The sequence below is a fragment of the Mesorhizobium neociceri genome (assembly GCF_013520985.1).
GTDB classification, from domain to species: domain Bacteria; phylum Pseudomonadota; class Alphaproteobacteria; order Rhizobiales; family Rhizobiaceae; genus Mesorhizobium; species Mesorhizobium neociceri.
In genome coordinates, this window is the sequence record NZ_JACDTY010000003.1 from 424369 (window position 1) to 450848 (window position 26480).

Sequence of the window (26480 nt, forward strand, 5' to 3'; positions counted from 1 at the left end):
TGTCCGCCAATGTGGCGAAGCAGTCATTCAACGCTCACATGTTGAAGTCCGCAACGGGTCAGTTCACAACTATGCAAGCAGGGTGCCTCAACGTCCGTTTCCGACTATTTGTACCTTAAAGCTGCCGTCCGCTCTCGGCCAACTGCGGTCATTCGAGAAATGGCTGCGGATGACAGTTTTCTGGCGCAACGTGCGCACTCTGGCTATTGAGCCGAACGGCATCTTCCCATCCATCCCAGCCATTGGCGACCCTGACGGATTGAGTTTTGACCCTAAGGCCGGTTCGCGGCGACGCGATCTTCGCCCGTTCTGGACGCCAGTCTTTTGTTTCCTGTCCCGCCATATCCTGCCAACCGAAAGGTCGTCTTGCGGACGGGCAGCTTCGCCGATGTCCGGCGGAACATGAAGCCGAGCCGCGCAAGGATAAGCCCGCACAGGATCGCGACGGCGCAGCCGAGGCCGAAACCGGCAACCGTGTCGCTTGGGTAATGAGCGCCGACGAACACCCGGGTGGAGGCGATGCAGGCGGTGATCGCCAGGGCGACGTACCAGCGCTTTGGAAACAGCAGCAGAGCGATGCCGAACACGGCGCCCATGGTGGTGGCGTGGCCGGATGGAAAAGCGGCAAAGCGGGCATTTATGGCGAACGGATGCAGCGACAGCACGCCGAAATTGTCGAAATAGAGCGGCCGCGCCCGGCCGATGCCGTATTTCAGCACATTGACCGCAAGGCCCGACAGGCCAACTCCGCCAAGCACCAGGAAGGCAAAGCAGGTCCAGTTGTAAACCAGCATCCGCGATCGCCTGGAAAGGCTTCGCCAATCCGTCAGATTGGCGGCTACGAGCAAGGCGGCTGCCGGGATCAGATACCAGCCGCCGAGGCCAAAAACGGTGAAAAACTCAGTAAACCTAGCAAGCCGAGGCGGCCATTCCCCCCAGAGGACGCCTGCCGCCCGGTCGAGGTGAACGAAGGCGGCAGCGGCAAGCAGGATCCCGGCCAGCAGCCAGACCGGCCAGGCGATGCTGGGATAGTAGGCTTTGCGCGCGGCAAAGCGCCGCCGCACGATGCGCACCGTATCGAGGAAATTGTCGCGCGACCGACGAAACACCACAGACGGCGTCACGGGGGTTTTCACTTGGCCACCCGGTAGAGGCCAAGCGATAGTCTGTCGCCCGAGGAATAATTGAGGCCGTCGATCTCGGCCAGGCGGTTGGCCGTCTTGCCTTGCGCGGCCAGCATGTCGTTCAGCTTCTTCTCGTCGGCGACAGGCGCCAGCCCGAGCGCGCAGGCCGGATCGCCGAGCAGGTGTACGGCGACGCCGTCGACATCGGTCAGGATTGTCTTGGTCCCGACCAGAAAGACAAGGCTCGGTTCGTGATACGGCGCCGAGGCAAGCACGGTCGTGTCGCAGGGACGGTTCGCGTCGACCGCGGCCTTGATCGCCGGGCTCAGCCAGATCGGCTTCAGCGACGGGGCGATCATTCCGAACAGCAAGCCAAGGGTGATGCCGGCGCCGGCCGCGATCGCGCCGATGCGGGGGAGCGGCACCTGCAAACGGCGGGGGAAGGCGAGATAGCCGGTGACGAGTGCGGCAAGTGCGGCCGGAATGCTCCACCACGAGAATGCCTTGGCGAGATAAATCGGCGCGCCAACCGAGACGACGGCCAGGCCGATGCTGACCAAGCCAAGACCGAAGGCGGTCGACCACCAAAGCCATGACTGCCAGCGCTTGAGCGGCGCATTGGCGTCGTCCCGTTGAAGGGTCAGAAGCCAGCCGACCAGCAGCGCCATGCCAGGATAGGCCGGCAGCACATAATGCGGCAGCTTGGTCGGGATCAACTCGAACACCAGCCAGAACGGGATGTACCAGGCAAGGCAAAAGCGCAGGCGCGGATCGTCGCGCAAGCGGTTGAGCGCCTGCAGCCCGGCGCCGACGGCGATCAGCCCGAACGGCCACATGAACAGCGAATAAGTCAGCACATAGAAACCGGGCGGAATGCCGTGCGATTCCTCCCCTGAGGCGACCTTGCCCAGCATGTCCTTGCCGACCGCCTGCTGCAGGAAGGCGCCGTGGCTCTTCCAGGTGATCAGCGCAAGCCAGGGCAGCGCGATCAAGAGCACGATCAGAAGGCCGCGGCCGACTTTCAGGTTTTTCAACCAGCGCCCATCACGCTCGAAAGCGAACAGCGCGGCAACCGTCAGCACCGACAACAGAGGCGCGATCGGTCCCTTGATCAGGATCGCAATGCCTTGCGCCACCCAGAATATCCACCAGAGATGGCCGGCCACCGGTTCGTTGCGGCGCGACGCCGTGTAGATCCGCGCCAGGGCGCCTTGCGCGGCAACGCAGCAGGCCAGAAGCATGGCGTCGGTCTTGGCGTCGCGGCCTTCGAAGGCGGTGGCGAAGATCGCTGCCATGATCAGTCCGGCCGCGAGGCCGGCATTGGCGCCGAAAAGACTGGCGCCTGTCCACGCGATCGCCACGACGGTAATGGCGATGCCCAGCGCCGAGACCAGGCGATAGACCCAGATCGGCGCCCCGGCCCCCTCGCCGCTCAGCGCCACGGCCGCCGATTGCAGCCAGTAGATGCCGACCGGCTTCTGGTAGCGTGACATGTCCTGGAAGCGGATGTCGACATAGTCGCCAGTTTCGACCATCTGCTTGGTGGCCTGGACGAAACGCGATTCATCGCGGTCGATCGGCGGCAGTGAAGCCAGCCCGCTGGCCGTCAGCAGCAGGCTGAACAGGAAAAGCAGGACATAATTCCTGTTCATTGCGACCACCGGATCCTGCCTTCGAGACTTCCTAGTCGACCTTGGTCATCGCCGCCGCCTTGCGCTCATTGGCGATGAGCCAGAGGTTCCTGATATAGATCAGCATGCCCATGGCCTGGCCGGCGATGAACACCGGATCCTGACGCACGATCGCATAGATCAGCAGCAGGCCGCCGCCGAACAGGGAAAAGAACCAGAAGGCGACCGGCACGACGCTGCGCTTAGCCTTTTCCGAGGCAAGCCACTGCACGACAAAGCGCATGGTGAAGAAGAACTGGGCGACGAAGCCGAGCAAGATCCAGGCGTCGAACTGCTTGATGAAAACCTGATGCAGCCAGGTCGCCAGTTCCTGAAACACGTTAGCCATGCGTGATTTCCTCTACCTTAGGCATTCTGCGGCGCCGGCGCCGAAGCCACCAGACGCCGGCGAGATCGAGCGCGCCTTGCAGGCCGCGGTCGAAGATGCCGTAATTCGACTTGCCGTGGCGGCGCGAGCGGTCGACGACGTCGCAGTGGACGACGCGGTAGCCTTCCTGGATGACCAGCGCCGGAACAAAACGATGCGTGCCGTCGAAGAACGGCAGTTTGCGCAGGATATCGGTGTGGATCGCCTTCAGGCCGCAGCCGGTGTCGCGGGTGTCGTCATGCAGGATCGCGCCACGCAGCCAGTTGGCGAAGCGCGACGCCAATTGCTTGATCTTGCTGTCGCGACGCTTCAGCCGCTGGCCTTGCGCGGCGCCGAAACCAGATCCGGCCTGGCGCAGCGCGTCGACCAGCACGGGGATGTATTGCGGGTCGTTTTGACCGTCACCGTCGATGGTGGCGACGATCGTGCCACGCGCCGCCCAGGCGCCGGAGCGCACCGAAAGCGACTGGCCGGCGGATTTTTCGTGGCGCAGCTGACGAAGCGGAAACGGGCGTTTGGCCGCCTCGGCGGCAAGCACGGAAGCCGTATCGTCGGTCGAACCGTCATTGACGATGATGATTTCGAAGTCGCGCCCGGTCATCGCGGCCTCGATCTCGTCGATCAGAAGCGGCAGGTTCGCCGCCTCGTTGCGGCAGGGAATGACGATGGATATCAATGCGTCCGGCATATGTCGCGTCGGGCTCTGTCACAGGATATGGCATTTGGTGGATGCCGTGCGGTGCCGTTCCAGCGGATCGAAGGCTGCAAGAACCCGTTGGCGCGGCGCCTCATTACGCCAGCCGGCACGATGAAGCAAGCTCGCGCGGGCAGTGCAACATGTGCCGCCAGTGCGGATACATAACCGGAAACCACTTTTGCTAAACGCGCTTGGATGCTAAACGCCCGCGTTCATATCACGCCGGGCGGTTCAGGCCCGGCGCTTTCAGGAAGAAAAAATGGCCGGCTTCAAATCCGATTTCCTGCGCGTCATGAGCGAGCGCGGCTTCATCCACCAGATCTCGGATGAGACCGGTCTGGATCAACTTTTCGCGAAGGAAACGGTAACCGCCTATGTCGGCTACGATGCCACCGCGACCAGCCTGCATATCGGCAACCTGATATCGGCGACCATGCTCTACTGGATGCAGGAGACCGGCCACCGGCCGATCGCGCTGATGGGCGGCGGCACCTCGATGATCGGCGACCCGTCCTTCCGCGATGACCAGCGCAGCCTTTTGACGCCCGAGGCGATCACCACCAACATCGAAGGCATCAAGCGCATTTTTGGCCGCATCCTGCGCTTCGGCGACGGTGCCAACGACGCCATCATGGTCAACAATGCCGACTGGCTGATGAAGCTCAACTATGTCGAGTTCCTGCGCGATGTCGGCCGACATTTTTCGGTCAACCGGATGCTGACCTTCGACAGCGTGAAGCTCAGGCTCGATCGCGAGCAGTCGCTGTCGTTCCTAGAATTCAACTACATGATCCTGCAGGGCTATGATTTCGTCGAGCTCAGCCGCCGCCATGACTGCCGGCTGCAGATGGGCGGTTCGGACCAGTGGGGCAACATCATCAACGGCGTCGACCTCGGCCACCGCATGGGCACGTCGCAGCTCTACGCGCTGACGACGCCGCTTCTGACGACATCGTCCGGCGCCAAGATGGGCAAGTCGGCCAAGGGCGCGGTGTGGTTGAATGGCGACCTCTTCTCGCCGTACGATTTCTGGCAGTACTGGCGCAACACCGAAGACGCCGACGTCGAGCGCTTCCTGAAGATCTTCACCCGCCTGCCGTTGTCGGAGATAGCAAAGCTGGCAGCTCTTGGCGGCTCGGAGATCAACGAGGCCAAGAAGGTTCTGGCGACGGAAACCACGGCCATCGTGCACGGCCGCGAGGCCGCCCAACAGGCCGAAGAAACCGCGCGCAAGACGTTCGAGGAAGGCGTGACCGCTGAAACCCTGCCGACCGTCGAGGTGGAAGGCGCCGCGCTGGAGGCCGGCATCGGCATCCTGTCGCTGCTGGTCACTGCAGGCCTTGCCGGGTCCAACGGCGAAGCGCGGCGTCACATCCAGGGCGGCGCCGTGCGCCTCAACGACCAGCCGGTGGCGGACGACCGCCGGATGGTAACGCCTCAGGATTTGAGTCCGGAAAACGTTGCAAAGCTTTCAGTGGGCAAGAAAAAGCACGTGCTTGTGCGGCCGGTCTGATCAGAGCCTGATCCATCCCGATGGAATCGGGGGCTCTATCCTTCTGCTCGACCATGATTTTTCAAAACCCGATTTCATTTTTGAAATCAACTAGCTGGCCGCGGACAATGGCCGATAGGAACGAGCACGTGGCGCCAAGAGCGGCCCTTCGGCGATGTTGCGCTGGGTCAGTGGCGGGAGCAGTTTCGCGCCTTCACGATCTCCATCATTGCGATCGGTTCGGCAGGACACTTCCTTGGTACAGCGTCGCAATCCCTGCGATTGCTGCGTAACTGGAACCGCGAAGCCAGCGGTGCATTGTGCGCGCCAGCCCTGCATTTCCGCTCAGAAACAAAGCACCCTGCTGAATCTCGCGATCAATGCTGGCGCGACCCGTAAGAATGCCGCCGAGAGATACGACGCAGGTTTCGACAAACAAGTCGACATCAACGCCCGGATCTGTCGTGCAGAGTTCAGGCTCGGGGCTGCCCGGTTGGGCGACGAGCCAATATGTAGGGTAGTCCGGCGGAGGATCGTCGTTGAAATGAAAGCGAATGACAGTGCGCCGGTTGGGCAACTCCAGCATGTTGATCTTCCGGCGCCGAACATTCCACATCAGCGTGGATACATTTGTGTCGCGCAGCGCAAGGTCGGCATCGATGTTGCACTGAGCCCATTCAGCAAGCGCGTTCAGTGCCGGTTCCAGCAGGATCGCCTTTTCGGTGCGGACGTAATCCACAGTTCCGGCCGCCCTGTCTTCGAGGCGCTCGATCAATCCTGCGGCTTCCAACTCCTTCAAGCGCTTCGACAACAGGCCAGACGAGATGTAGCCGACACCCCGGCGAATGTCGTTGAACCGCGTCGATCCGGCCCAAAGCTCCGTCAGTATCTGGATCGTCCACCGTGGCTCCAAGACCTCGCAGGCCCGAGAGATCGGGCAGAGTAGTCCATAGGGTCTCTGTGGCACGGGCCAAATCCTTCCGCGATGAAAGTACAGGTCAACAGATGGCGGCGCCAGTTCAGAAACTGAACCGGAATCGGTCAGTCCCAGCACTAGTCGAACTCGGCCACCAACTGCGAACCTGCCTGCACAAGTCGAAACGACCGCAATGCAAATCGCAGGAGGTTTCTCAATGACAATGACGTCAGCCAACCGAGCTAGCTACTATTTTGGAAGCGCGATCCTTGTGCAATTCGCCGATCGATGCATTGCCATCGCGAGCGAAATGCGCATCCGCAGAGACATCAAGCGATCTCTTGGCAAGCTTTCGGATCAGGAATGGCAGGACATCGGCCTGATCCGGCACGATCTGGAGGCGGCCTGTTCGAAGGGGTTCTCCCAGACAGTTGCATCGGAACTCGAGACTGCCGCCCGGTGCAGGTCGGGGAACTGGTAGATTAAGAGTTGTTCCGGCTCTTACCGATACTCGAAGATCGACCGGAAAATGCCCGGCGCGATCACCGATAGCGGGTTGATGTCCAGCACCGGCTTGTTGGCGTTGCCCTTGAGCCGGTAGGTGACGCCGATCAGGCCGCGATCCCGGCCATTGCCGAGCAACGCGCCGACCAGCGGCAACTCGCCGAAGATGCGGTTGAGGCCATAGGCCGGCATGAACGTTCCGGTCATGTCCATATTGTTGTTCTGGTCGTAGAGCGTGCCCTGGAAAGTGGTGCCGATGCGCGGGCCGCGCAGCACGCCATTGGCCAGCTTCAGGTAGCCGGACCCCTTGTCGATCTCGGTAAAGCCGCGTTCGAATTTCACCCGCGAGGTGTCGATCTTGCCTTTGACCGCTTCATTCAGGCTGCGGCTGTCGCCGGCCGGCGTGGTCGAGACGATCGAGGCGAGCTTCGGTTCGTCGACAATGAAGAAGTTGCTCGAATCGACCTGGCCCCGCATCGGCCCGTCGGCCGCGCCGCTGAGCGACAGCGTGATCGATCCGCCTTCCATGTGTTCGTAGATGTTGAGGAAGCGCAATATGGCGCCGGCGTCGGCCGACGTCATGTTGAGTGCGCGCGCGCCGTTGCCCGTCGTATTGCTGATGGTGATGGCGGCGCCCGAACTTGCCGTGGCGCTGACCTTGAGCCCGTTTACCTTGGAACCGGCGGCGCTGTAGTCGAGCTTCAAATTGGACAGGACCTCGTCGTGGAACCCGGTGAGCGAATTGACATCGGCGCTGACCGACACCGCATCCGAGCCGGTGGTCTTGGTGGCGGTGTCGACGTCGGAGGTGAACTGCTTGATCAGCGAGCGGGCGTCGAGCGCATAGCCGCTGACGTCGACGGCAAAGCCTTTTCCCGACCGCTTCACCGTCACTGCGACGTCGTCGCCCCGGTTCAAGGCGACCTTGCTGAAGCGCGCCGACGACAGCGCGCCCTTGACCAGGACGACATCGCCTTCGACAGAAAAGCTCTTTCCGTCAAGATCGAAGTCGGACAGCGTTGTCGTATCGCCCGACTTCGCCATGGTGAAAGTGGCATTGGCGGGAATGCCCGGCCCTTTGCTCCAGCCGGCCCACGGAATGTCCAGCCTGGCGCTGGTCAGGTCGACCGCGACGTTCTGGCTGCCGCCTTCACCGCTCTTGTCGATCGCCACCTTGATGGTGCCGGAAATCAGCGGCGACAAGCCAGGCATGGCGATGGCGCGCGTCTTGTCGTCGAGCACAAGGGCCACCTTGCGGCTGCGCGGCGGTCCGTCATCCCTGAGCGGCTCGACTAGGTCGAGCTCGGCCGGAATGCCGTTCAGCTTCGCGTCGGCCGAGATCACCGCCTTGTCGGGTCCGACCTCGATCGAACCGTCGGCATCGGTCACCGTCTGATCTTCGAACGGCTTGGCGAGCGACAGGTCCTTGTAGTCGAGCGACACCAGCCAATCGAGCTTCGAAGTGTCGACACCGGACTGCAGCGGAATGTCGGCCTTGACGTGGCCGGTCACCGTGCCGGACAGGTCGTCCGGCGCAATGCCGACATGGCGCATGGCGTTGATCGGTTCATAGGAGGCGAGCTCGGCGATGGCCGGCGCCTCGCCGGCGACGTCGATTTCGAGCGCGCCGATCACCGGCGGGTGGTTCGCCGCCTTCACCGCGAGCGTGCCATTGCTTGCCGCCACGGTGCGGCCGCTCGGCATATAGACGCTGCCCGAGGCCAGCGCGATGTCGACATCGTTGCCGTGGAAGGAAACCACGCCAATGGCATCGCGGATCGGCGGGATGCGGCCGGCAGTGTCGAAGCGCGAGCCCTCGACCTGGAACCGGCCGAACACCTCGTCAGCCGAAAGCGGCACGCCGTTGCCGAGGCGGCCCGGCACGACCTGGAACTGCAGGTTGGCGTCGACGACGCGGCCGCCAAACAGGTTCTGCAGCACCCACAGCCGGGCATTTTTGGCTGAAAACCAGGGCCACAATTGCTTGACATGCGAGACCGGCATGTCGTGGACGTTGAGCGACAGCGAAATGCCCGGCGGTCCGTTGTCGATGAACGCTAGTGCGGCTGTGCCCAGAACCTCGCTGCCCGACCCCGACCTGACGCCGATCTGCTCGGCGATGAGCTTGCGGCTTTTGATCTGATAGACGCCGGCGATGCGGGCGAAGAAATTCAGCGCCGGCTCGGGCGAGTCCGAAGGCGCCAGCGTCGAGCCGTCGCTGGTCAGGTCGTAGCGATAGGAAGGCTCCTCGCCCGCCGCACCGGTCGGCGGCTTTGGCCCGATCGAGCCGGCGAAATTGAATGTCGAACGGCCGGTCTCCAAAACCAGCCGGCCGACATCGATCTTGTTGGAGCCGGAGACAAGGGTGGCGTCGGCGTCGACGTCGACCGGCAACAGCCCGCGTGTGCCGAGGTCGAGCACCGAGCCGGTTAGCGACAGTGAGGCCGTCAGTCGGGAATCGCTGTCGCCCGAGCCTTCGGTTCCCGTCAGCTTCAAAGCGATCGCGCCGGTTTTTCCACCGGCCGCTGGCGTTGTCTCTGCAATGGCCGCCATGTCGATGGCCGCGTTCAACGCAGTGACCCGCAGGGAGGTCGTATCGCGGGTAGCGGTGGCCGTGACCGTAAGCGCGCGGCCATCGACATCCGCCTCTGACGAAAACTCCATGCTGCCCGGGCCAGACTGAAGCACGGTGGCATTGGCAATGTTGACCAGCTTGACCGAGCCGGCCTCGGGTAGTTCGAACGCGACATTCTTGAGATCAATGCGGCGCATCGAATCCTCGCGCACGGCATCGAGCGCGTGGTTGACGTGGCCGAAGACGGCGGCGGCCAGCTTTTCCGGATCGATGAGGCCGTCTTGATTGCGCAGCTCGGCTGTCCAGTCGCCGCCCGACGGCATTGCCGCGGTGACGATATGGGCGTCGGAAATCCTGGCGCTGGTCAGCCGCACCTCGCCCGAAAACAGCGGTATCAGACGGATGCCGAAACGCACACGCCCGGCATCGGCCATCGGCTTGCCGTCGGCGGTCTTGACGCTGACGTCGTTGACCTGCAGCGCAATGAAGCTCGAGCCGTCGAGTGTCAGGCGGGCCGGGCCGACGGCGACATTGACGTCGAAACCGGCGAGTTTCTCGATCGCCGTTTCGGCTTCCGCCCGCAGCCGCTCGCTGCCGATGCCGGTGGCGCCGATGACATAGACGGCAACGGCCGCCAGCAGCACCAGGGCTGCAACGCCGGCAAACAGGCGGGCAAGAATGCGAAAGCCACGGCCGATGCGTGCCTTGCCGAGCGGCGGCACGCTGCAAGCAGACGGGAAAGTCCCCAGGTCGGTGATCTCGTCACGCCTGAATCGGATCTTCTCGTGCTGCGGTTCTTCCTGATCCACGCAATTTTCCGTTGTACGAATTCGATCGTGGACGAATCCCCGCTCGACACTATAACGATGCAGCCTGGCGCGTAACCTCAAACAAGGGCATCGATATGGCTGATCTCGACATTGGCGACGCTGCTCCGCAATTCGACCTTCCGCGCGACGGCGGCGGCTCGCTCAGCCTTGCCGCGTTGCGGGGAAAACCCGTCGTACTTTACTTCTATCCGCAGGACGACACCACAAGTTGCACCAATGAGGCGATCAGCTTCTCGCAGATGAAGCCGGAATTTGAGAAGGCCGGCGCCGTCGTGATCGGCCTGTCGCCGGACAGCGTGAAGAAGCACGACAAGTTCAAAACCAAATACGATCTCACCGTCGACCTGGTTGCCGACGAAGAGCGCAAAGTGATCGAGGCCTACAATCTGTGGGTCGAAAAGACGATGTATGGCCGCAACTACATGGGCGTCGAACGGGCGACGTTCCTGATCGGCAAGGACGGCCGGATCGCCGGCATCTGGCGCAAGGTCCGCGTGAAGGGGCACGCCGAAGCGGTGCTGGAGGCGGTGCGCGCGCTCTGACGCGCCACCGATCTCGCTACCTGCTACAACCTGCCGCTCGTTTCGCGCGCAATCCTTGCCAGACGGCGCCCGCGGCAAACCTTTGTTAACCCTAATAATGTGTAATCAGGCTTCGTTGGTGTCGTAACGAAAGCTTGGTCCCGTGAACCCAACCGGTCAGTCAACGGTCTTCGGCAGGCGCAGGGAGCCTCATACGGTCATCATTGCGCGCGGCAATGAGATACGGCATTTCACCATCCGACCGTGGCTCGTCGCCTTTCTTGGTTCGGCACTTGCGGCAATCGCTATCGGCTATCTTCTGGCAACCTCCTATCTGGTTCTGCGTGACGATCTGATCGGCGCCACCACGGCCAGGCAGGCGCGCATGCAGCAGGCCTATGAGGATCGCATCTCGGCATTGCGCGCCCAGGTCGACCGCATCACCAGCCGCCAGCTTCTCGACCAGAAACTGATGGAAACCAAGGTCAGCGAACTGCTCGAGCGGCAGAGCCAGCTCAGCCAGCGTCATGGCCGCCTCGGTCCGATTCTCGAACGGGCGGAAAACGAAGTCGGAACGCCGGCCGCCGCGGATGTGGCGGCAAAGCCCGACGAGCATGCCGAACTGACCGGCAGCGAGCCCCTGGCCTATTCGGTCGCCAGCCTCGGTTCGGCCGACACCAGGCCGTTCTCGCTGTGGTCGACCCGCTCCGATCCGCTGCCCAGCGAAACGGCGGCGGATCGTGCCGACAAACTGTTCGTCTCGATCAACGATTCGCTGAAGGCCATCGAAAGCCAGCAGCTCACCCGTATCGCCACGCTTGCCGACAATGCCTACAAGAACGCCGATGCCATCACGCAGGCGCTCGAGGCGGCCGGCCTGCCTGTCGACAGCGATTTCGGCAAAAACGAAAGCGATGTCGGCGGGCCGCTGATCCCGCTCGACTCCTCGATGATGTTCGACAGCAAGGTCAAGGAACTTGACGAGGCGCTGGATACGCTCGACCAGCTGAAGAAAGAGGCGCGGCGGCTGCCGCTCGCCAACCCGGCCCCCGGCCACTCCGTCACCAGTCCGTTCGGCGTGCGCACCGACCCGATCCTTGGCACCGCAGCCCTGCATTCTGGTATGGATTTCCGCGCGCCGATCGGCATGGCGGCAAAGGTCACGGCAGCCGGTGTCGTCACCAAGGCCGGCTGGAACGGCGGCTATGGCCGCATGGTCGAGGTCGACCATGGCAATGGCTTTGCCACCCGCTATGGGCATTTGAGCGAAATCGACGTCGAAGTCGGGCAGAAGCTGGCGGCCGGCGACGTCGTCGGCAAGACCGGCAGCAGCGGCCGTTCGACCGGCCCGCATCTACACTACGAAGTCCGCCACAATGGCGAAGCCATCGACCCGCTGCGCTTCCTGACCGTCGGCAAGAAAGTCGAGCAGTATCTGTAGGGTCAAGGCCACGAGTTGGTGCCCTACCCGCTTTCGCACCCATCTCGACTGATTTCGGCGATCCAGCCTAGCGGTTCCCGCTGGCCGTGTCAGGCTAAGTATTCGCTCCGCGTGAAGGCGGCCAAGCCGCGGACGGCCTCTCAAGCACACAAGCCGTTGTGAATTGTCTACTGTTGGCAAACGCAGCCGCGTTGACACGATGTCAGTTGTAGGATGATATGTATCACCCTACAGCCCAACATCATTTCACGGCCGCTGATGACCATGCATGCTCTTTCGCCAGACGCTCTCGGCGCCCTGCAAGACGCTGTCGGGCATAACGGCATGACCGCCGATGCCGTGGGCATGGCGAAATATCTCGGCGACTGGTCGGGCGATCATCATGGCGCAGCACTTGCCGTGCTGCGGCCGGCTTCGGTGGCCGAAGTCCAGGCGGTGGTGCGGCTGTGCGCCTCGCTCGGGCTCGGCATCATTCCGCAAGGCGGCAATACCGGCCTGGTGGCGGGAGCGATCGACATCGAGACGCAAAACTCCGTGGTCATCAGCCTCGAGCGGCTGAACGCCATCCGCCGCGTCGACGCCGACAATTTCGTGCTGCAGGCCGATGCCGGCTGCATCCTGCAGACCGTCAAGGACGCCGCCGACGCGCAGGACTGCCTGTTCCCGCTGGCCCTCGGCGCCCAGGGCAGTTGCCAGATCGGCGGCAACGCGGCCAGCAATGCCGGCGGCATCAATGTGCTGCGCTACGGCATGGCGCGCGACCTCATCCTCGGCCTCGAAGTGGTGTTGCCGGACGGCGAATTGTGGGACGGCTTTTCCGGTCTGCGCAAGAACAACACCGGCTACGATCTGAAGCAGCTTTTCATCGGTTCGGAAGGCACGCTCGGCATCATCACCGGCGTCGAGCTGAAACTGTTTCCAAAGCCCGTCCGGACCGAGACCGCCTATCTCGGCCTTGCCTCGTTCGAAGCCGCGGTCGCGCTGTTCCGACAGGCCCGCCGCGCCTCGGCCGATCTGATGTCGGCCTTCGAGATCATCGGTTCGGAATGCATGGCGCTGGCGCGCCTGATCGACGCCAACATTGTGTCGCCGGTCGAGGCTCCGGTGCATGTGCTAATCGAACTGTCGGCCAGTGCGGCCATCGACCTGCGCACGTTGCTGGTCGATTTCCTTGGTGAGGCTATGGAGAGCGGTCAGGTCATCGACGCCGTGCTTGCCGAAAGCGGCGCCCAGGCAAAATCCTTCTGGGCAATCCGCGAAGGGCTGGTCGAGGGCCAGGCCAAGCGCGGCTATCATGTGCGCACCGATCTTTCGGTGCGGATCTCGGATATCCCTGCCCTCATCGATCAGGCGCGCCGCTTTGTTGCGCTGGAGCATCAAGGATGGCTGCCGCTGGTGTACGGCCATGCCGGCGACGGCAACATCCATTTCAACGTGCTGCCGCCGGAAGCGCTCGACGAGCGCGAGGCTCGCGCCCGGGGCGCCGACATCACCGCCGGGCTCTACCGGATCGTCCATGCGCTCGGCGGCTCGATCAGCGCCGAACATGGCATCGGCCGCACCCGCCACCGCACCTTCATGGCCGGGCTGGCGCCGGTCCATCGCCGGCTTATCGGTACGCTGAAAAGTGCACTCGACCCGCAAGGGCTGATGAACCCCGGCTGCCTTCTGCCGGCAACGGAGACCGTTCCATGAAGCAAAGATTGGCCGCAATCGGCACCGTCGAGACGCTTCCGCACCGCGTCGCGACGTTCCTCGGCCGCGAGATCGAATCGGGCGATCTCAGTCCGGGTACGCGGCTGCCGACGGAACAGGAGCTTTCGGAAAAATTCGGCGTCAGCCGCAACGTCGTGCGCGAGGCGATCGCGCAGCTCCGCGCCGACGGCATGATCGAGGCGCGGCAAGGCATAGGCGCCTTCGTGCTGGCGCCGGAGCAGCGGGCCTCGATCCGCATCGATGGCGAAGCGCTCAGGGAAGGCCAGAACATGGAACGGCTGTTCGAGCTGCGCTGCATCCTGGAGGCCGAATCCGCCGCGCTTGCCGCCGAGCGGCGCGGCCAGGAGCATCTCGACGCCATCAAGGCGGCGCTCGACCGGATGAGCGGCGAGGAGCGCTGGGAGGAAGGCAGCATCGACGCCGATCTTCTGTTCCATCGCGAGATCGCGCGCGCCACCGGCAATAGCTACATCCACACCTTCATTTCCTTCGTTTGCGAGCAGATCCGCCGCTCGATCTATTACGCGCGGCAGACCAACCCCTTGCACGATCTGGTCGAGGTCAATGTCGGCGAGCATGTGCGCATCTACGAGGCGCTGGTTGCCGGCGACGCGATAGCCGCTGAAGCAGCGATGCGCGCCCACATCATCGGCGCCGCCGAGCGCGTCGGCGTCAAGCTGCCGGCGGCGCGGCGCGTGCCGACTGGCAAGGGGATTTAGCCATGCCGCTCGGGGGCGCCTACGCGATTTCGGATATCTGCCTGCTGGTCGAGGACATCGGGCGTACGGTGGATTTTTATGTCGAGAAACTCGGCTTCCGGCTGCGCCGCCGTGCCGAAGGCTTCGCCGATTTCCATGGCGAAGGCGTGACGCTGGCGGCGTGGGAGATCGACCACATCAGCCAGCATACCGGCGTGTCGAAGCTCAAATCGCCGCGCCAGGCGCACAAGGTCTGCGTGGCGGTCAAGCTCGATACGCCTAGCGATATCGACCGCCTGCACAGCGAGCTCAGCGCCAAAGGCGTGCCCTTCTATGGCCCGCCGCAAGACTATGTCTGGAACGCGCGCTGCGCCTACTTCACCGACCCGGACGACACGCTCTGGGAATTATACGCCTGGCTCGACGGCGGCCCCGGCGACTACCACGACGAACAGCCGTAGACGACAGCGCGCCGTGGGAGCGGTGCGCAATGAACAGAGCAACGCTTGCAACAGGAGCGAAAAATGAGTGGGAACAACCGATACAACATGAACCGCCGCAGCTTCGTGACATCCGGCATCGCCGCCGTGGCAGCCGCGTCCGCTGGCATGCAGCTGGTGCTGACGCCGGGCGCCAAAGCAGCCGGCAAGGTCGTCATCCAATACGACTGGCTGGTGTCGAACGGACAGATCGGCGACATCGCCGCCGTCGCCAACGGCTACTTCAAGGACGCCGGCCTCGACGTGGAATTCAGCCCAGGCGGACCGAATTCCGCCACCGTGCCGCCGGTCGTCTCGGGTTCTGCCCAGCTCGGCCAATTCTCCGAAACGCCGCAGCTGTTTGCAGCGCGCGCCAGCGGCGTGCCGGTCAAGATCATCGCCTGCGGTTTCCGCACCGGTCCCTATGCCTTCACCTCCAAGCCGGCCAAGCCGATCCGCGGCGTCGCCGACCTCAAGGGCAAGAAGATCGGCATCCAGCCGACAGCGCGCTTTGTCATCGACGAAATCCTGGCCAAGAACGGCATCGACCCGGCTGACGTCACCGTCGTCAATGTCGGCTTCGACAAGGGCCCGCTGGTGCGCGGCGACGTCGACGCCATCGGCGGCTGGATCACCAACACGCAGGCCTTGAGCGTCGTCGGTGACGACCGCATCGACCTTCTGGTGCGCGACCTCGGGCTGAGCTCTTACGCCGATGTCTACTTCGCCACCGATGCAGCCATCGAGAAGGATCCGGAGACCCTGGCCAAGTTCATCGGCGCCGTCGGCAAGGGCTGGGGCTGGGTGCACGCCAACCCGCAGGAAGCGGTGAAGAAGATGGTCGCGGCCTATCCGGAAATGGATCTCGGCTGGGAGGAAAAGACCGTCAATCTGGTGCTGAAGCTGTCCTTCGACGGCACGACTGCCAAGGACGGATGGGGAACGTTCGACCCCTCCTCGATCGAGGAGCAGCTGGCGCTGCTGGACAAGGTCGGACAATACCCGAATGGACGCCCGGCCGCGGCTGACGTTTACACCACCAAAATCCTCGAACTCTCGGCCGCCGATCGGCCCAAGCTCGACGCGCCCGCTGCCTAGAGCATGATCCCAAAAAGTGGGAACCGGTTTTTGGAAAAGATCATGCTCCAGCAAAGAGTTAGATCAGCATGACGATCAAACTTCATGCTGATCTAACGCCGAACGCGATCGAGGCTCAGAGGCTGGATGTCGGCTATGGCGGCCGGCATTCGGCCGTCAAAGTGCTCTCCGGCCTCGACCTGACCGTCGCGGCCGGCTCCTTCCTGTCGATCCTTGGGCCATCGGGCTGCGGCAAGTCGACCTTGCTCAGGGTCGTTGCCGACCTGCTCGATCCGCTCGGCGGCACGATCAGCGTGCTTGGCGACACGCCGCATGCGGTGCGCTCACGCCGGGATGTCGGCTTCGTCTTTCAGGATTCGACGCTGCTGCCCTGGCGCACAGTGCGCGATAATGTGCGTTTGCCGCTTGGTGTCGGGCAAGGCAGCCTGACGCGCCAGATCGAAGATCGCTCAGAGGAGTTGCTGGAACTGATGGGGCTAGGCGGGTTCGGCGAGCGCCTGCCGCACCAGCTTTCCGGCGGCCAACGGCAGCGCGTGGCGATCGCCCGTGCATTGCTCGGACAGCCGAAGCTGCTGTTGATGGACGAGCCGTTCGGCGCGCTCGACGAAATCACCCGCGACCGCCTCAATGACGAGTTGCTGGCGCTGTGGCGGCGCACCGGCACGACCATCCTGTTCGTCACCCATTCGATCGCCGAAGCCGCCTATCTCGGCGAACGCGTCATCGTGCTTGCCGCCAATCCCGGACGCCTAGTCAAGGACCTGGACATGCGGCCGTTCAAGCAGGACGGCAACCGCTGCTCGCGCGAAGACGGGACAATCGTCGCGGCCATGGCGGACCTGCGCAAAGCGCTGGAACTGGCCTCATGAGACAGGAGCCGTTGCCACCCACGCTGGCGATCGCATTGCCCGTTCTCGGCGCCGCTTCCATCCTTCTCACCTGGCAGTTCCTGCTGCCCTGGCTTGGCGTGCCGGCGTATATTGTTCCGACGCCGACAGCGATCCTGGGTGTCTTCCAGAAAAGCTTGTCCCTGCTGCTCGGCAACCTCTGGCCGACTCTGATCGAGGCGCTGGCCGGCTTCGCCATCGGCAATCTCGCCGGCGTGCTCCTGGCTGTGCTGTTCGTGCACAATCGCGTGCTGCAGGCGGCCTATTTCCCGATCGTGCTGTTCTTCAACACCATCCCCATCCTGGCGCTGTCGCCGATCATCATGCTGATCTTCGGGCTGGGCATGACACCGAAGATCGTCATTGCGGCGGTGATCTGCTTCTTCCCGACGCTGGTCAACATGATCCGCGGCCTGGATTCGGCCAGCAGCAACGAGCACGAGCTGTTCCGGGTGCTGTCGGCGACACGCTGGGAAGTGTTCTGGAGCCTGCGCCTGCCGCGCGCTTTGCCGATGCTGTTTTCATCGTTGCGCATCGCCTCGGCCACAGCCGTGATCGGCGCCATTGTCGGCGAATGGATCGGCTCCGACAAAGGGCTTGGCGCATTGATCATCCAGGCGAGCTTCAACTACCAGTCGGACCGCCTCTACGCGGCGATCGTGCTGTCATCGGGCCTGTCGATCGTCCTGTTTTGCCTCGTTGTTCTGATCGAGCGCCGGGCGATCCGATACTGAGCGGATCCCCGTCGGGCGGAAGCGCGGTGGCGTCCGTCGTGGCCGGCCGGTCAGGATTTGACATGAATGTCTCGCGGGAATTTCGTCAGCGTCTCGTTGCCGGTCTCGGTCACCAGAATGGTTTCGCTGATTTCGATGCCCCAACCATCCATCCACATGCCGAGAATGGAGTGCACGACATTGCCGGGCTGAAGCACCGTCTTGTCGCCGGGCCGCAGGCTGATCGTGTGCTCGCCCCAATCCGGCGGATAGGCGACGCCGATGGAATAGCCGATGCGCGATTCCTTCTTCAGCCCGTAGCGCTGGATGACCTTGCGCCAGGCGGCTTCGACCGCTTCGGCAGTGGTGCCTGGCCGGACCGCGTCGAGCACCGCATCCATGCCTTCGATCACCGCCTTTGCCGTGTCCGCGACACGCGTCGGCGTCCTGCCGAGCTGCATCGTCCTGGCGAGCCCGGCGGCATAGCGGCGGCAGACGCCGGCGAGTTCAAGCGCGATCGTCTCGTCCTTGCCGAACCGCCGGTCGCTCCACATGATGTGCGGGGCGGACGCATTCTCGCCGCCGAGGATGGTCGGCGGCAGCGCTGTGATGTCGCCGGCAAAGTCCGGGCTGCCGGCAATCTGCGCCGCCTGGATGGCAGCGATGGCGTCGCATTCGCGCACGCCTGGCGCGATGACTTCGAAGGCCCGTGAGACGGCCGCCTCGGCCAAGGTCGACGCCTTGCGCAGATAAGCGATTTCCGGCGCGGATTTGACGGCGCGGATCCAGTTCACCAGCAGATCGGCGTCGTGCCATTTCGCATTGGGCAGACCGGCAACGAGCCGGGCATGCGCTCTTGGCGAGAAATAATAGGCTTCGAGCTCGATGCCGATATGCCTGGCGCCCCAACCTTTGGCGACAATCCAGGCCGCGATCCAGTCCATCGGATGGCGATCGGCGCGCTGGACGTGGCCTTCGGGGAAACCAACCACATTCTCAGGTTTCATCCACGCCGTCAGCAGACCGCCGGCCGCATCCATGGCTCGGCCGATCCAGACCGGCTCGGCCTCTTCTTTGATCGGAACCAGCACCACTTGCGGCGTGTAGAACGACCAGCCGTCATAGCCGGTGATGTAATGCTGGTTGGCGACATCGTTGACGACAAGCAGTTCGATCCCACGTTTCGCCATCTCGGCGCGGATTTTCTTGAGCCGCTGCTGATACTCATCGCGCGCAAAAGGCAGTTCGATCATCGTTTTTCCCTGCTGAGCCCTTGGCCGGGCGAGCCCCGCGCGCGCCTGACATCATGCACCATTGAAGTGCTTTCAACCCGGCGGCAATCGGCCAGTGCGGCGCATGGGACAGGTCCTGCACCGGGGTCGGGGACTGTCACAAATTATTTTTGAATTCCATTTGACTGAATAAATTGCCTGTGCAAGTCTCACCTCTCCTAAGGGGCGCGGGACATGGCACTGCGGGGGACCAATCAGGAATTCGGGCGGCCTTACAACCGGCGCATCGTGCTGGAGTCTATCCGTCTTCACGGCCCCATTGCCCGCGGCGACATTGCCAGCCGCGTCGGCCTCACCGTCCAGACCGTTTCGACCATCGTTCGCGAGCTCGAAGAGCACGGCTATCTGCTGTCGCTGCGCGAAGAGCCGCGCGGGCGCGGGCTGCCGCCGGCGACGCTCAGGATCAATCCTGAGGGCGGCTATGCCGTCGGCGTCCACCTCACGCCGATGGGGATCGACGCGGCGCTGATCAATCTCAGCGGCGATGTCATCGAAAGCACACATCGCGAGGCGCCGCATGCCACGCCCGACCATGCCTTCGAGCTGATCGGCGCCATGGTGCCGGAATTGACCTCGCTGCGGCCCGGCGGCCGCGTGCTTGGCATCGGCATGGCGCTGCCCGGGCCCTTCGGCGTGGAATCGATGAGCTTCGTCGGCCCGACGACCATGGCCGGCTGGAAGGATGTGTCATTGCCGGATCGGCTGACGGCTTCGACCGGGCTGCCGGCCTTCTTCGAGACCGACATGGCGGCGGCCGCCATGGGCGAGCGCCTCTACGGCCTCGGCGCCGGCTTTTCCGAATATTACTACCTCTATTTCGGCGTCGGTCTCGGCGGCGTCATCGTCCATGACGGGGCGGTGATGCGCGGCGCCTGGGGCAATGCCGGCGAAATCGGACACATCCCCGCCATTCCCGGCGGCGAACTCTGTCCCTGCGGCAATCATGGCTGCCTCGAACGCTACCTCTCGCTGGAGGCGCTGCGCCGCCGCAACATCGGCGAAGCCGCCTGGGTAGCCGAAGTCGCGCCGATCTTCCGCAACGCCATCGCCACCATCGAGAATTTGTTCGACCCCGAGACCGTCATCCTCGGCGGGCTCGCCCCCACCGACCTGCTGGAAAAACTGGTCGGCGCGGCGGCACAGCTTCCCAATTCGATCTCGGCGCGGCGCGACCGCAAGACCCCGCGCGTGATGGTGGCCACCGGCGGACAGCACTCGGTGCTGCGTGGTGCTGCGGCCCTTGCCGTTTCCGGCGTGCTTTCGCCGCGCTTCGGCCAGATGTTCATTGCCGAGCGCGAGCGCCGGTCCGACCTCATGCACAGCAAGGGAGTGGCGGCATGACCGAACCGCTGCTGGTACTCGAAAACGTCACCAAGAATTACGGTGCCATCCAGGCGCTGAGAGGCATCAGCTTCTCGATCGGCAAGGGCGAGGTCGTGGCGCTGCTCGGCGACAACGGCGCCGGCAAGTCGACGCTGGTCAAGATCATCGCCGGCGGCCTGGAGCCAAGTTCCGGCCGCATGCTGTTCGAGGGCAAGGAATTTCTGGCGAAGTCGCCGGCCGAGGCCAAGGCGGCCGGCATCGAAACCGTCTACCAGGACCTGTCACTCTGCACCAATGTCGACGTCGTCGCCAACTTCTTCATGGGCCGAGAAATCACCCGCAAGGTTCTCGGTATCCCGATCCTCGACGAGCGCGCCATGGAGGCCGTCGTCGGCAAGGCGCTGGCCAGTGCGGGCACGCGCATCCCGTCGCTGCGCACCAATGTCGAGCACCTCTCGGGCGGTCAGCGCCAGGCGATCGAGCTCAACCGCTTCGTGCATTGGGGCGGCAAGCTGGTGCTGCTTGACGAGCCGTTCGCCGCACTCGGCGTCGAACAGACCAGGCGCGGCCTCGAGATGATCCGCCAGGTGGCCAACCAGGGCATCGGCGTCGTCATCATCACCCACATCATGCAGCAGGCCTTCCAGGTCGCCGACCGGATCGTGGTGATCCGGCAAGGCGTCGTGGCCGGCGATGTCGCACGCAACAAAACAAGTCCCGATGCGGTGATCAACATGATCACCGGTGAGACGCTTGCCGGTGCCGGACCGGCAGGTTGAGGGACAAAAGAGGGGTCCGGTATAAAAGAGGAGCGAACGACATGAAGCGAATACTTGTTCTTGTCTTCGGTATCCTGGCACTGGCTCTTGCCTCGCTCACGCCGGCAATGTCCCAGACCAAGGGCACCGTCTACTATATGGTTCCGACCCTGCTCGATGAATTCCAGACCGGCTCGGTGAGCGCGCTGGAGCTGTTCCTCAAGCAGGTCGGCTATGAGGTGAAGACACTCAACGCCGACAACAAGACCGATGCGCAGCAATCGCAGATGAACGATGTCATTGCGCTGAAGCCTGCGGCGATCATTCTCGCCGCCGTCGATTTCAACGCGCTGAAGCCATCCATCGAAGCCGCACGCGCGGCCGGCATTCCGGTGGTCGAGTTCGACCGCCAGATCACCTCGACCCCGTCCGACTTCACCTCGGTGGCGGGCACGGTCGAGATCGGCTACGTCGCCGCCGACCAAGCGCAAAAGCTTCTGACCGCCAAGAACGGTTCGGTGAAGGGCAAGATCCTGCAGGTGCTGGGCGATCCCGGCGATCCCTACACGCTCGACATCCAGAAGGGTTTTGAGGAGAAGATGAAGGCGTTTCCGGACGTCAAGATCATCTCGCTGCCCGCCATGCAGTGGGAAGCCAGCAATGCCGGCACCATCGTTGCCGACCAGATGCTGGCCAACCCCGACATTGACCTGATCTTCAGCCATGCCGCGCACCTGTCGGTCGCTGCCGTTGCCTCGCTCGAGGCCGCCGGCAAGAAGCCGGGCGACGTCATGCTGATGAGCTCGAACGGCGCTCCGGTCGGCCTCGACCTGATCCGCAAGGGCTGGCTCAACGTCGAAGTCGAGCAGCCGCTATATGCGCAGGCCGCCGCCGTCGCCATGTTCATGGACAAGATCGCCGGCAAGCAGGAAATCAAGCCCGGCGAGTATGACGTGCTCGGCTTGAAGTCGACGGTGACCAAGGAAACCTGGGGCCCCAACATCAAAATCCCGGGTGCCGCCATCACCAAGGAAAACGTCGACAATCCGGCCTTCTGGGGCAACCAGAAGCCGCCGACGGACACGATCAAGTCGGTCGAATAGTCACTTGCCAAGCGCTCCGGGCCACCGAGGCCCGGAGCCTGACATTTCACAACGCCGCGTCCCCGGACGCCGTGGCGAATTTGAATCCGCGCCTAAACCCGATGAAATCAGGTTGATTTCGCGGGGGCGCCAACCGGATCAGCCCATGAACCCGCGCACCCGCAAAGCCCTGGAGTTCGTTCTCGACAACCTCGTCTGGTTCATGCTGGTCTTTGTGTTGATCGTCTTTTCCATCTTCGTCCCGAACTATTTCCAGCTCGGCATCTTCGCCAACATCATCGAGGCATCGAGCGTGCTCGGCGTGATGTCGATTGGCCTGTCGCTGGTCATCATTGCCGGCCATATGGACCTGTCGGTGGAATCAGTGGCGGCACTCAGCGCCATGACGGTCGGCATCCTGTTTTGCTCGTCGGGCATCGGCATGGGCATACAGCTCAATCCGCAATGGCTGATGGTTCCGGTTTCGCTGCTGATCGCGATGGCCGTCGGCGGCATCATCGGCGCCTTCAACGGCTACCTCGTGGTCAAGGTGAAGATGAGCGCCTTCATCATCACACTGGCGTCCTACATCTGGGTGCGCGGCCTGGTTCTGGTCATTTCCGGTGGCCGCTCCGCGCAGGATCTGGCCCCGGCCATCCGCTGGTTCGCCATCCAGCGCCTCGCCGGCCTGCCGTTGACCGCCTGGATCGCCGTCGCCTGTTTCGTCCTGTTCTCGCTGATCATGGCCAAGACGCCGTTCGGCCGCCATCTGATCATGATCGGCGGCAACGAGACGGCGACCTTCCGCGCCGGCATCCGCGTCAACCGCAATCTGGTTATCGCCTTCGTGCTTGCAGGCGCCATTGCCGGCCTCGCCGGCTGGCTGCTCGCCATCCGCACCTCCGGCGCCACCGCCAATCTCGGCGTCGGGCTGTTGTTCAACGCCTTTGCCGCCGTCGTTATTGGCGGCGTCAGCCTGAAAGGCGGTGTCGGCACCTTGCCCGGAGTCTATGCCGGTGTGCTGCTGCTCTCCTCCATCAACACGGCGATCAATCTGATGGGCCTGCCGGCCAACTTCACCCAGGTGATCCACGGCCTGCTGGTGCTCGCCGCCGTGCTGCTCGACGCCTTCAAGCAAACCATTCGCCAGAGACTGGCATAAAAGGACGGCTCGCATGACCGGACGGCTGCAAGACAAGGTCGCGCTGATCATTGGCAGCGCGCGCGGCATCGGCAAAGGCATTGCGCAGCGCTTTGCCGAGGAGGGCGCAAGGCTGATCCTGGCTGACAGCGAGGCCGAAGCGGGCCAGGCGACCGCGGACGAATTGGGCGCGGCCTTCATCCGCACCGACATCTCGCAAATGGCCGACGCCGAGGCCGCGGTGGCACTGGCGCTGAACCGCCAAGGTCGCCTCGACATCGTCGTGCAGAATGCCGGCATCTATCCCTGGCAGCTGATCGAAAACACCAGCCCGGACGACTGGGACCGGGTGATGGCAGTCAATCTGCGCGGCACTTTCAACGCCACGCTGGCGGCCCTGCCGCCGATGAAGGCGCAAGGTTACGGGCGCATGCTCTACACCTCGTCGATTACCGGGCCGCGCGTCTCCAGCCCCGGCCACGGCCACTACAGCGCAAGCAAGGCCGGCATCAACGGCTTCATCCGCTCGGCGGCGCTGGAATTCTCCGGCTACGGCATCACCGTCAACGGCGTCGAGCCCGGCAACATCCTGACCGAAGCGATCGAGCTGCATCGCGGCGCCGCCTACATCAAGAATATGGAGGATTCCATCCCGCTCGGCCGCCTCGGCAGCCCGCGCGATGTCGCCAACGCCTTCCTGTTCCTCGCCTCCGACGATGCCAGCTACATCACCGGCACGACCATTGTCGTCGACGGCGGGCAATTGCTGCCCGAGGGCAAGGATTTCCGGCTGCTGCCGCCGTGATCAGCCGGATTTCTTGTACAGCAGCAATTCGGGCCGGTACTCGAAATGCATGGTGTCGTAGTGATACCAGCGCCCACCCCAGATGAAGCCGTTTTTCTCAAACAATTCCACGATTTTCAGCGGAATCCGGTTCTTGAACGGAATGTGTGTCTTCGGGTTGGTTTTGTTTCTGTTGTTGTACCAGTAGTCGGAGAAACCAACATTGATATCGAAGGCTGCACCGAACGAGTGGACGCTCAACCGGTTTGTGCCGGCGATGGGCCGCCAGACAAAGCCGCCGCCGGGCTTGAGCCCGTAACGGCTGAGCTCAGCGGGCATCGCTTCAAGCACATCGGAGATCTTGCCCAGCCGGTCGTTGATGCCAAACACCTTGGTGACCTGAACGGTCTTCTTGCCGAGTTTCGGCAGCCATTTCACGTTGGCGATGTGCTTGCCCACGTCCGCGGCACTTTTGCCGTAGAGCTTCTCGAAGAAGGCTTCGTTGCGGATACGGCCGGGATCGAAATCCTCGGCCGGAACCAGCGCACCCTCCGCTGCCGTCGGGTAGACATAGCGAAACATGTCTTCGATGTCGGGGCTCTCCAGCAGCGCCTCGGCGTCGCGCGCCTTGCCGTCGTCCCACACCATGGTGGTGCCGTCGGCCCAGGTCAGGACATTGCCCGAGATGGTGAAAAGTCCGGGATAGGCCTTGAGCAAGGCCGCTTTGGCGGCCGGCTGGTCGACGCCGTCGCCGGCATCTGTCGCGTAGGCAAGGCGCCCAGTGCCACAGATTGCCAATACGATCGCCAGCTGCAGCAGCAGGCGCCTGGGATGGTCGATCATTGTCCCGCCTCTCCGGAGAGCCAATCGATTGCTGGCCAAGACCCTTATCAAATCCGGAGTGATGACGGCAGCTCACTGGCCACAAAGCGGGAATTCAGCTCATGGAGCCATTGCTCCTGTCGGCAATGGCTTTCGTTCATCGTGCATTTGGCTAGGCTGCGGTAAGATGCGGCGTGAATCAATAAGGGAGACAAATCGTGTCAAAAACCTCCAGCGCCCTGATCCGGATGGCGTTCACATTCATTTGCCTGGTCGGCCTGGCCTCGGCCGCTTCTGTTCTTTTCCCGGCCACCGCGTCTGCCCAGCGCATGCAGCGATGCGCTGACGAGGGCGGCACCTGCCGCCTGCCCTATCCCGCCGAAGTGGTCTATGGCGCGCGCGGCCAGACCACCTCACGCTTTTTCGACCGTCGCGCCGTGCCGTGTTCAAACCGCGTCTTTGGCGATCCCGCGCCCGGCCGCGACAAGGCCTGCTATATCGTGACGCGCCGCGGCGGTGACGATTATGGCGACAATGACGACGACAATTATGGCGACGACGACTACGGCCAGGGCCGTGGCGGATGGGTGGCCTGCGCCAGGGAGCGTGAGTTCTGCGATTTCCGTGGCCGCAAGCTGGTCAGGTACGGAGCCCGCGGCCAGTACGCGCAAGGCGTGTTCAGGAACGGCGTGCGCTGCGGCAACAACGCCTTTGGCGGGGATCCCGCTCCCGGCGCGCACAAGAGTTGTTATTATAGGCGATAGGCCGAGGCCGGGAAGAAAAGCGGGGGCGGCTCGTTGTGGCCGCGCCCGGGCATCCGGGGTCATGGTGGGCGATGACGGGCTCGAACCGCCGACATCTTCGGTGTAAACGAAGCGCTCTACCAACTGAGCTAATCGCCCGCTCCGGGCCGGACCTTTAAGCGGTCAGACCCAGCTTCGCAAGGCCAAATGAACAGGCGCGAGCTTAGCCGCGTAGCGGTTTTCCCGGGCAAAGTGCTGCCTGTCAAAAAACCTTCTGCTGTTTGCTGTTATGCTGTCGAGGTGCGCTTGACACCCGGTGGCGAACCCCTTATCCACCGCCCCAACGACGAACACGGCTGACACGTGCTCGTCTAATGCGCGGGTGTAGCTCAGTTGGTTAGAGTGCCGGCCTGTCACGCCGGAGGTCGCGGGTTCGAGCCCCGTCACTCGCGCCATTTCTCCCAAAGGTCACGGCCTTGGTTCGGAGAAATGTCGACGTTGATGTCAAAAATGTCTCCTTGAATGCGTTGGTTCAGATCGATCGCCTTGCGGCGATCAATGCCGCGCAGGGTGTAGCTCAGTCGGTTAGAGTCTTTCACGTTTTGATGGAAGCGTACCCGGCGTTTGCGAAGTAGTTCTTGCATTCGGCTGCCTCGATGGTTTCGACGAGGTGGCCGATGTGGCGCCAAGTGTCCTCGACGGTTCGCTTCTGGGCTTGGCGCATCCAGTGTTTGATCTTTGCGAAGGCCTGCTCGATTGGATTGAGGTCCGGGGAGTAGGGCGGCA

25 protein-coding genes and 2 tRNA genes are annotated in these 26480 nt (G+C 63.3%); 16 read left to right on the plus strand and 11 right to left on the minus strand.

From position 1 onward, the window contains the following. Positions 1 to 272: 272 nt before the first annotated feature. The 4 genes from H0241_RS36215 to H0241_RS10070 are packed head-to-tail and all read right to left on the minus strand — an operon-like array spanning position 273 to position 3870. Entirely contained in the window at positions 273 to 1136 is an 864-nt protein-coding gene (locus H0241_RS36215) for a phosphatase PAP2 family protein (protein ID WP_181057248.1), read from the minus strand. Further along, positions 1133 to 2776, minus strand: coding sequence for an ArnT family glycosyltransferase (locus tag H0241_RS10060; RefSeq protein WP_181057249.1), 1644 nt, complete (start codon positions 2774 to 2776; stop codon positions 1133 to 1135). The genes H0241_RS36215 and H0241_RS10060 overlap by 4 nt, the downstream gene beginning before the upstream one ends. A 31-nt stretch (positions 2777 to 2807) precedes the next feature. After that, the gene (locus H0241_RS10065; protein ID WP_181057250.1) at positions 2808 to 3143 is read right to left on the minus strand and encodes a lipid-A-disaccharide synthase N-terminal domain-containing protein; all 336 of its coding nucleotides are present in this window, start codon (positions 3141 to 3143) and stop codon (positions 2808 to 2810) included. After that, positions 3136 to 3870 (minus strand): glycosyltransferase family 2 protein, encoded by a 735-nt coding sequence (locus tag H0241_RS10070; protein WP_181057251.1) that lies wholly within the window; start codon positions 3868 to 3870, stop codon positions 3136 to 3138. Before H0241_RS10070 ends, H0241_RS10065 begins: the two co-directional genes overlap by 8 nt. Positions 3871 to 4138: 268 nt before the next feature. On the opposite strand from H0241_RS10070, the gene tyrS reads away from it, so the two are divergent. Then, on the plus strand, positions 4139 to 5392 hold the full coding sequence (gene tyrS, locus H0241_RS10075) for a tyrosine--tRNA ligase (protein ID WP_181057252.1): 1254 nt from the start codon (positions 4139 to 4141) through the stop codon (positions 5390 to 5392). Between the two features lie 205 nt (positions 5393 to 5597). Here tyrS and H0241_RS10080 read toward each other — a convergent pair whose 3' ends face one another. Further along, positions 5598 to 6425, minus strand: coding sequence for a winged helix-turn-helix transcriptional regulator (locus tag H0241_RS10080; RefSeq protein ID WP_210284829.1), 828 nt, complete (start codon positions 6423 to 6425; stop codon positions 5598 to 5600). Between the two features lie 363 nt (positions 6426 to 6788). Then, a complete protein-coding gene (locus tag H0241_RS10090; protein WP_181057254.1) occupies positions 6789 to 10175 on the minus strand; it encodes a YhdP family protein in 3387 nt (1128 codons plus the stop codon). A 95-nt stretch (positions 10176 to 10270) separates the two neighbouring features. Between H0241_RS10090 and H0241_RS10095 the strand changes: the two genes are divergently transcribed. The 8 genes from H0241_RS10095 (at position 10271) to H0241_RS10130 (ending at position 17770) form a co-directional block, all read left to right on the plus strand. Then, complete coding sequence (locus tag H0241_RS10095) at positions 10271 to 10738, plus strand: peroxiredoxin (protein WP_181057255.1); 468 nt, start codon at positions 10271 to 10273, stop codon at positions 10736 to 10738. Positions 10739 to 10880: 142 nt separating this feature from the next. Further along, on the plus strand, positions 10881 to 12158 hold the full coding sequence (locus H0241_RS10100) for a M23 family metallopeptidase (RefSeq protein WP_181057256.1): 1278 nt from the start codon (positions 10881 to 10883) through the stop codon (positions 12156 to 12158). Between the two features lie 324 nt (positions 12159 to 12482). Beyond that, entirely contained in the window at positions 12483 to 13853 is a 1371-nt protein-coding gene (locus H0241_RS10105) for an FAD-binding oxidoreductase (protein ID WP_235984203.1), read from the plus strand. Further along, positions 13850 to 14593 (plus strand): FadR/GntR family transcriptional regulator, encoded by a 744-nt coding sequence (locus tag H0241_RS10110; protein ID WP_181057258.1) that lies wholly within the window; start codon positions 13850 to 13852, stop codon positions 14591 to 14593. Before H0241_RS10105 ends, H0241_RS10110 begins: the two co-directional genes overlap by 4 nt. Before the next feature lie 2 nt (positions 14594 to 14595). Then, positions 14596 to 15033 (plus strand): VOC family protein, encoded by a 438-nt coding sequence (locus H0241_RS10115; protein ID WP_181057259.1) that lies wholly within the window; start codon positions 14596 to 14598, stop codon positions 15031 to 15033. Positions 15034 to 15120: 87 nt separating this feature from the next. After that, complete coding sequence (locus H0241_RS10120) at positions 15121 to 16149, plus strand: ABC transporter substrate-binding protein (RefSeq protein ID WP_181057295.1); 1029 nt, start codon at positions 15121 to 15123, stop codon at positions 16147 to 16149. Positions 16150 to 16217: 68 nt separating this feature from the next. Further along, a complete protein-coding gene (locus H0241_RS10125) occupies positions 16218 to 17018 on the plus strand; it encodes an ABC transporter ATP-binding protein (RefSeq protein WP_181057260.1) in 801 nt (266 codons plus the stop codon). Beyond that, positions 17015 to 17770: an ABC transporter permease gene (locus H0241_RS10130; RefSeq protein ID WP_181057261.1), complete on the plus strand. Its 756-nt coding sequence runs from the start codon at positions 17015 to 17017 to the stop codon at positions 17768 to 17770. Before H0241_RS10125 ends, H0241_RS10130 begins: the two co-directional genes overlap by 4 nt. Before the next feature lie 50 nt (positions 17771 to 17820). Here the strand turns inward: H0241_RS10130 and H0241_RS10135 are convergent, their stop codons facing one another. Next, positions 17821 to 19002, minus strand: a complete 1182-nt coding sequence (locus H0241_RS10135; protein WP_181057262.1) for a M24 family metallopeptidase — start codon at positions 19000 to 19002, stop codon at positions 17821 to 17823. A 213-nt stretch (positions 19003 to 19215) separates the two neighbouring features. On the opposite strand from H0241_RS10135, the gene H0241_RS10140 reads away from it, so the two are divergent. The 5 genes from H0241_RS10140 (at position 19216) to H0241_RS10160 (ending at position 24150) form a co-directional block, all read left to right on the plus strand. After that, positions 19216 to 20382 carry an ROK family transcriptional regulator gene (locus tag H0241_RS10140; protein WP_181057263.1) on the plus strand — a complete coding sequence of 389 codons (1167 nt, stop codon included), beginning with the start codon at positions 19216 to 19218 and terminating at the stop codon, positions 20380 to 20382. After that, positions 20379 to 21143, plus strand: a complete 765-nt coding sequence (locus H0241_RS10145; RefSeq protein ID WP_181057264.1) for an ATP-binding cassette domain-containing protein — start codon at positions 20379 to 20381, stop codon at positions 21141 to 21143. Before H0241_RS10140 ends, H0241_RS10145 begins: the two co-directional genes overlap by 4 nt. A gap of 41 nt (positions 21144 to 21184) precedes the next feature. Further along, positions 21185 to 22225 carry a sugar ABC transporter substrate-binding protein gene (locus H0241_RS10150; protein ID WP_181057265.1) on the plus strand — a complete coding sequence of 347 codons (1041 nt, stop codon included), beginning with the start codon at positions 21185 to 21187 and terminating at the stop codon, positions 22223 to 22225. Positions 22226 to 22370: 145 nt separating this feature from the next. Further along, positions 22371 to 23366: an ABC transporter permease gene (locus H0241_RS10155; RefSeq protein WP_181057266.1), complete on the plus strand. Its 996-nt coding sequence runs from the start codon at positions 22371 to 22373 to the stop codon at positions 23364 to 23366. Positions 23367 to 23379: 13 nt separating this feature from the next. Further along, positions 23380 to 24150, plus strand: a complete 771-nt coding sequence (locus H0241_RS10160; protein ID WP_181057267.1) for an SDR family oxidoreductase — start codon at positions 23380 to 23382, stop codon at positions 24148 to 24150. Here the strand turns inward: H0241_RS10160 and H0241_RS10165 are convergent, their stop codons facing one another. Next, complete coding sequence (locus tag H0241_RS10165; protein WP_181057268.1) at positions 24151 to 24972, minus strand: M15 family metallopeptidase; 822 nt, start codon at positions 24970 to 24972, stop codon at positions 24151 to 24153. A 197-nt stretch (positions 24973 to 25169) separates the two neighbouring features. Between H0241_RS10165 and H0241_RS10170 the strand changes: the two genes are divergently transcribed. Next, positions 25170 to 25715, plus strand: a complete 546-nt coding sequence (locus tag H0241_RS10170; protein ID WP_328824644.1) for a hypothetical protein — start codon at positions 25170 to 25172, stop codon at positions 25713 to 25715. A 62-nt stretch (positions 25716 to 25777) separates the two neighbouring features. On the opposite strand, the gene H0241_RS10175 is transcribed toward H0241_RS10170, so the two are convergent. Further along, positions 25778 to 25853: transfer RNA gene (locus H0241_RS10175), tRNA-Val, on the minus strand. Positions 25854 to 26072: 219 nt separating this feature from the next. On the opposite strand from H0241_RS10175, the gene H0241_RS10180 reads away from it, so the two are divergent. After that, positions 26073 to 26149: transfer RNA gene (locus H0241_RS10180), tRNA-Asp, on the plus strand. Here the strand turns inward: H0241_RS10180 and H0241_RS10185 are convergent. After that, the gene (locus tag H0241_RS10185; protein WP_181057269.1) at positions 26138 to 26338 is read right to left on the minus strand and encodes a hypothetical protein; all 201 of its coding nucleotides are present in this window, start codon (positions 26336 to 26338) and stop codon (positions 26138 to 26140) included. The genes H0241_RS10180 and H0241_RS10185 overlap by 12 nt on opposite strands. Continuing rightward, positions 26290 to 26480 (minus strand): transposase (locus H0241_RS10190; RefSeq protein ID WP_181057270.1); only part of this gene is annotated, 191 nt, incomplete at its 5' end. The genes H0241_RS10185 and H0241_RS10190, both read right to left, overlap by 49 nt.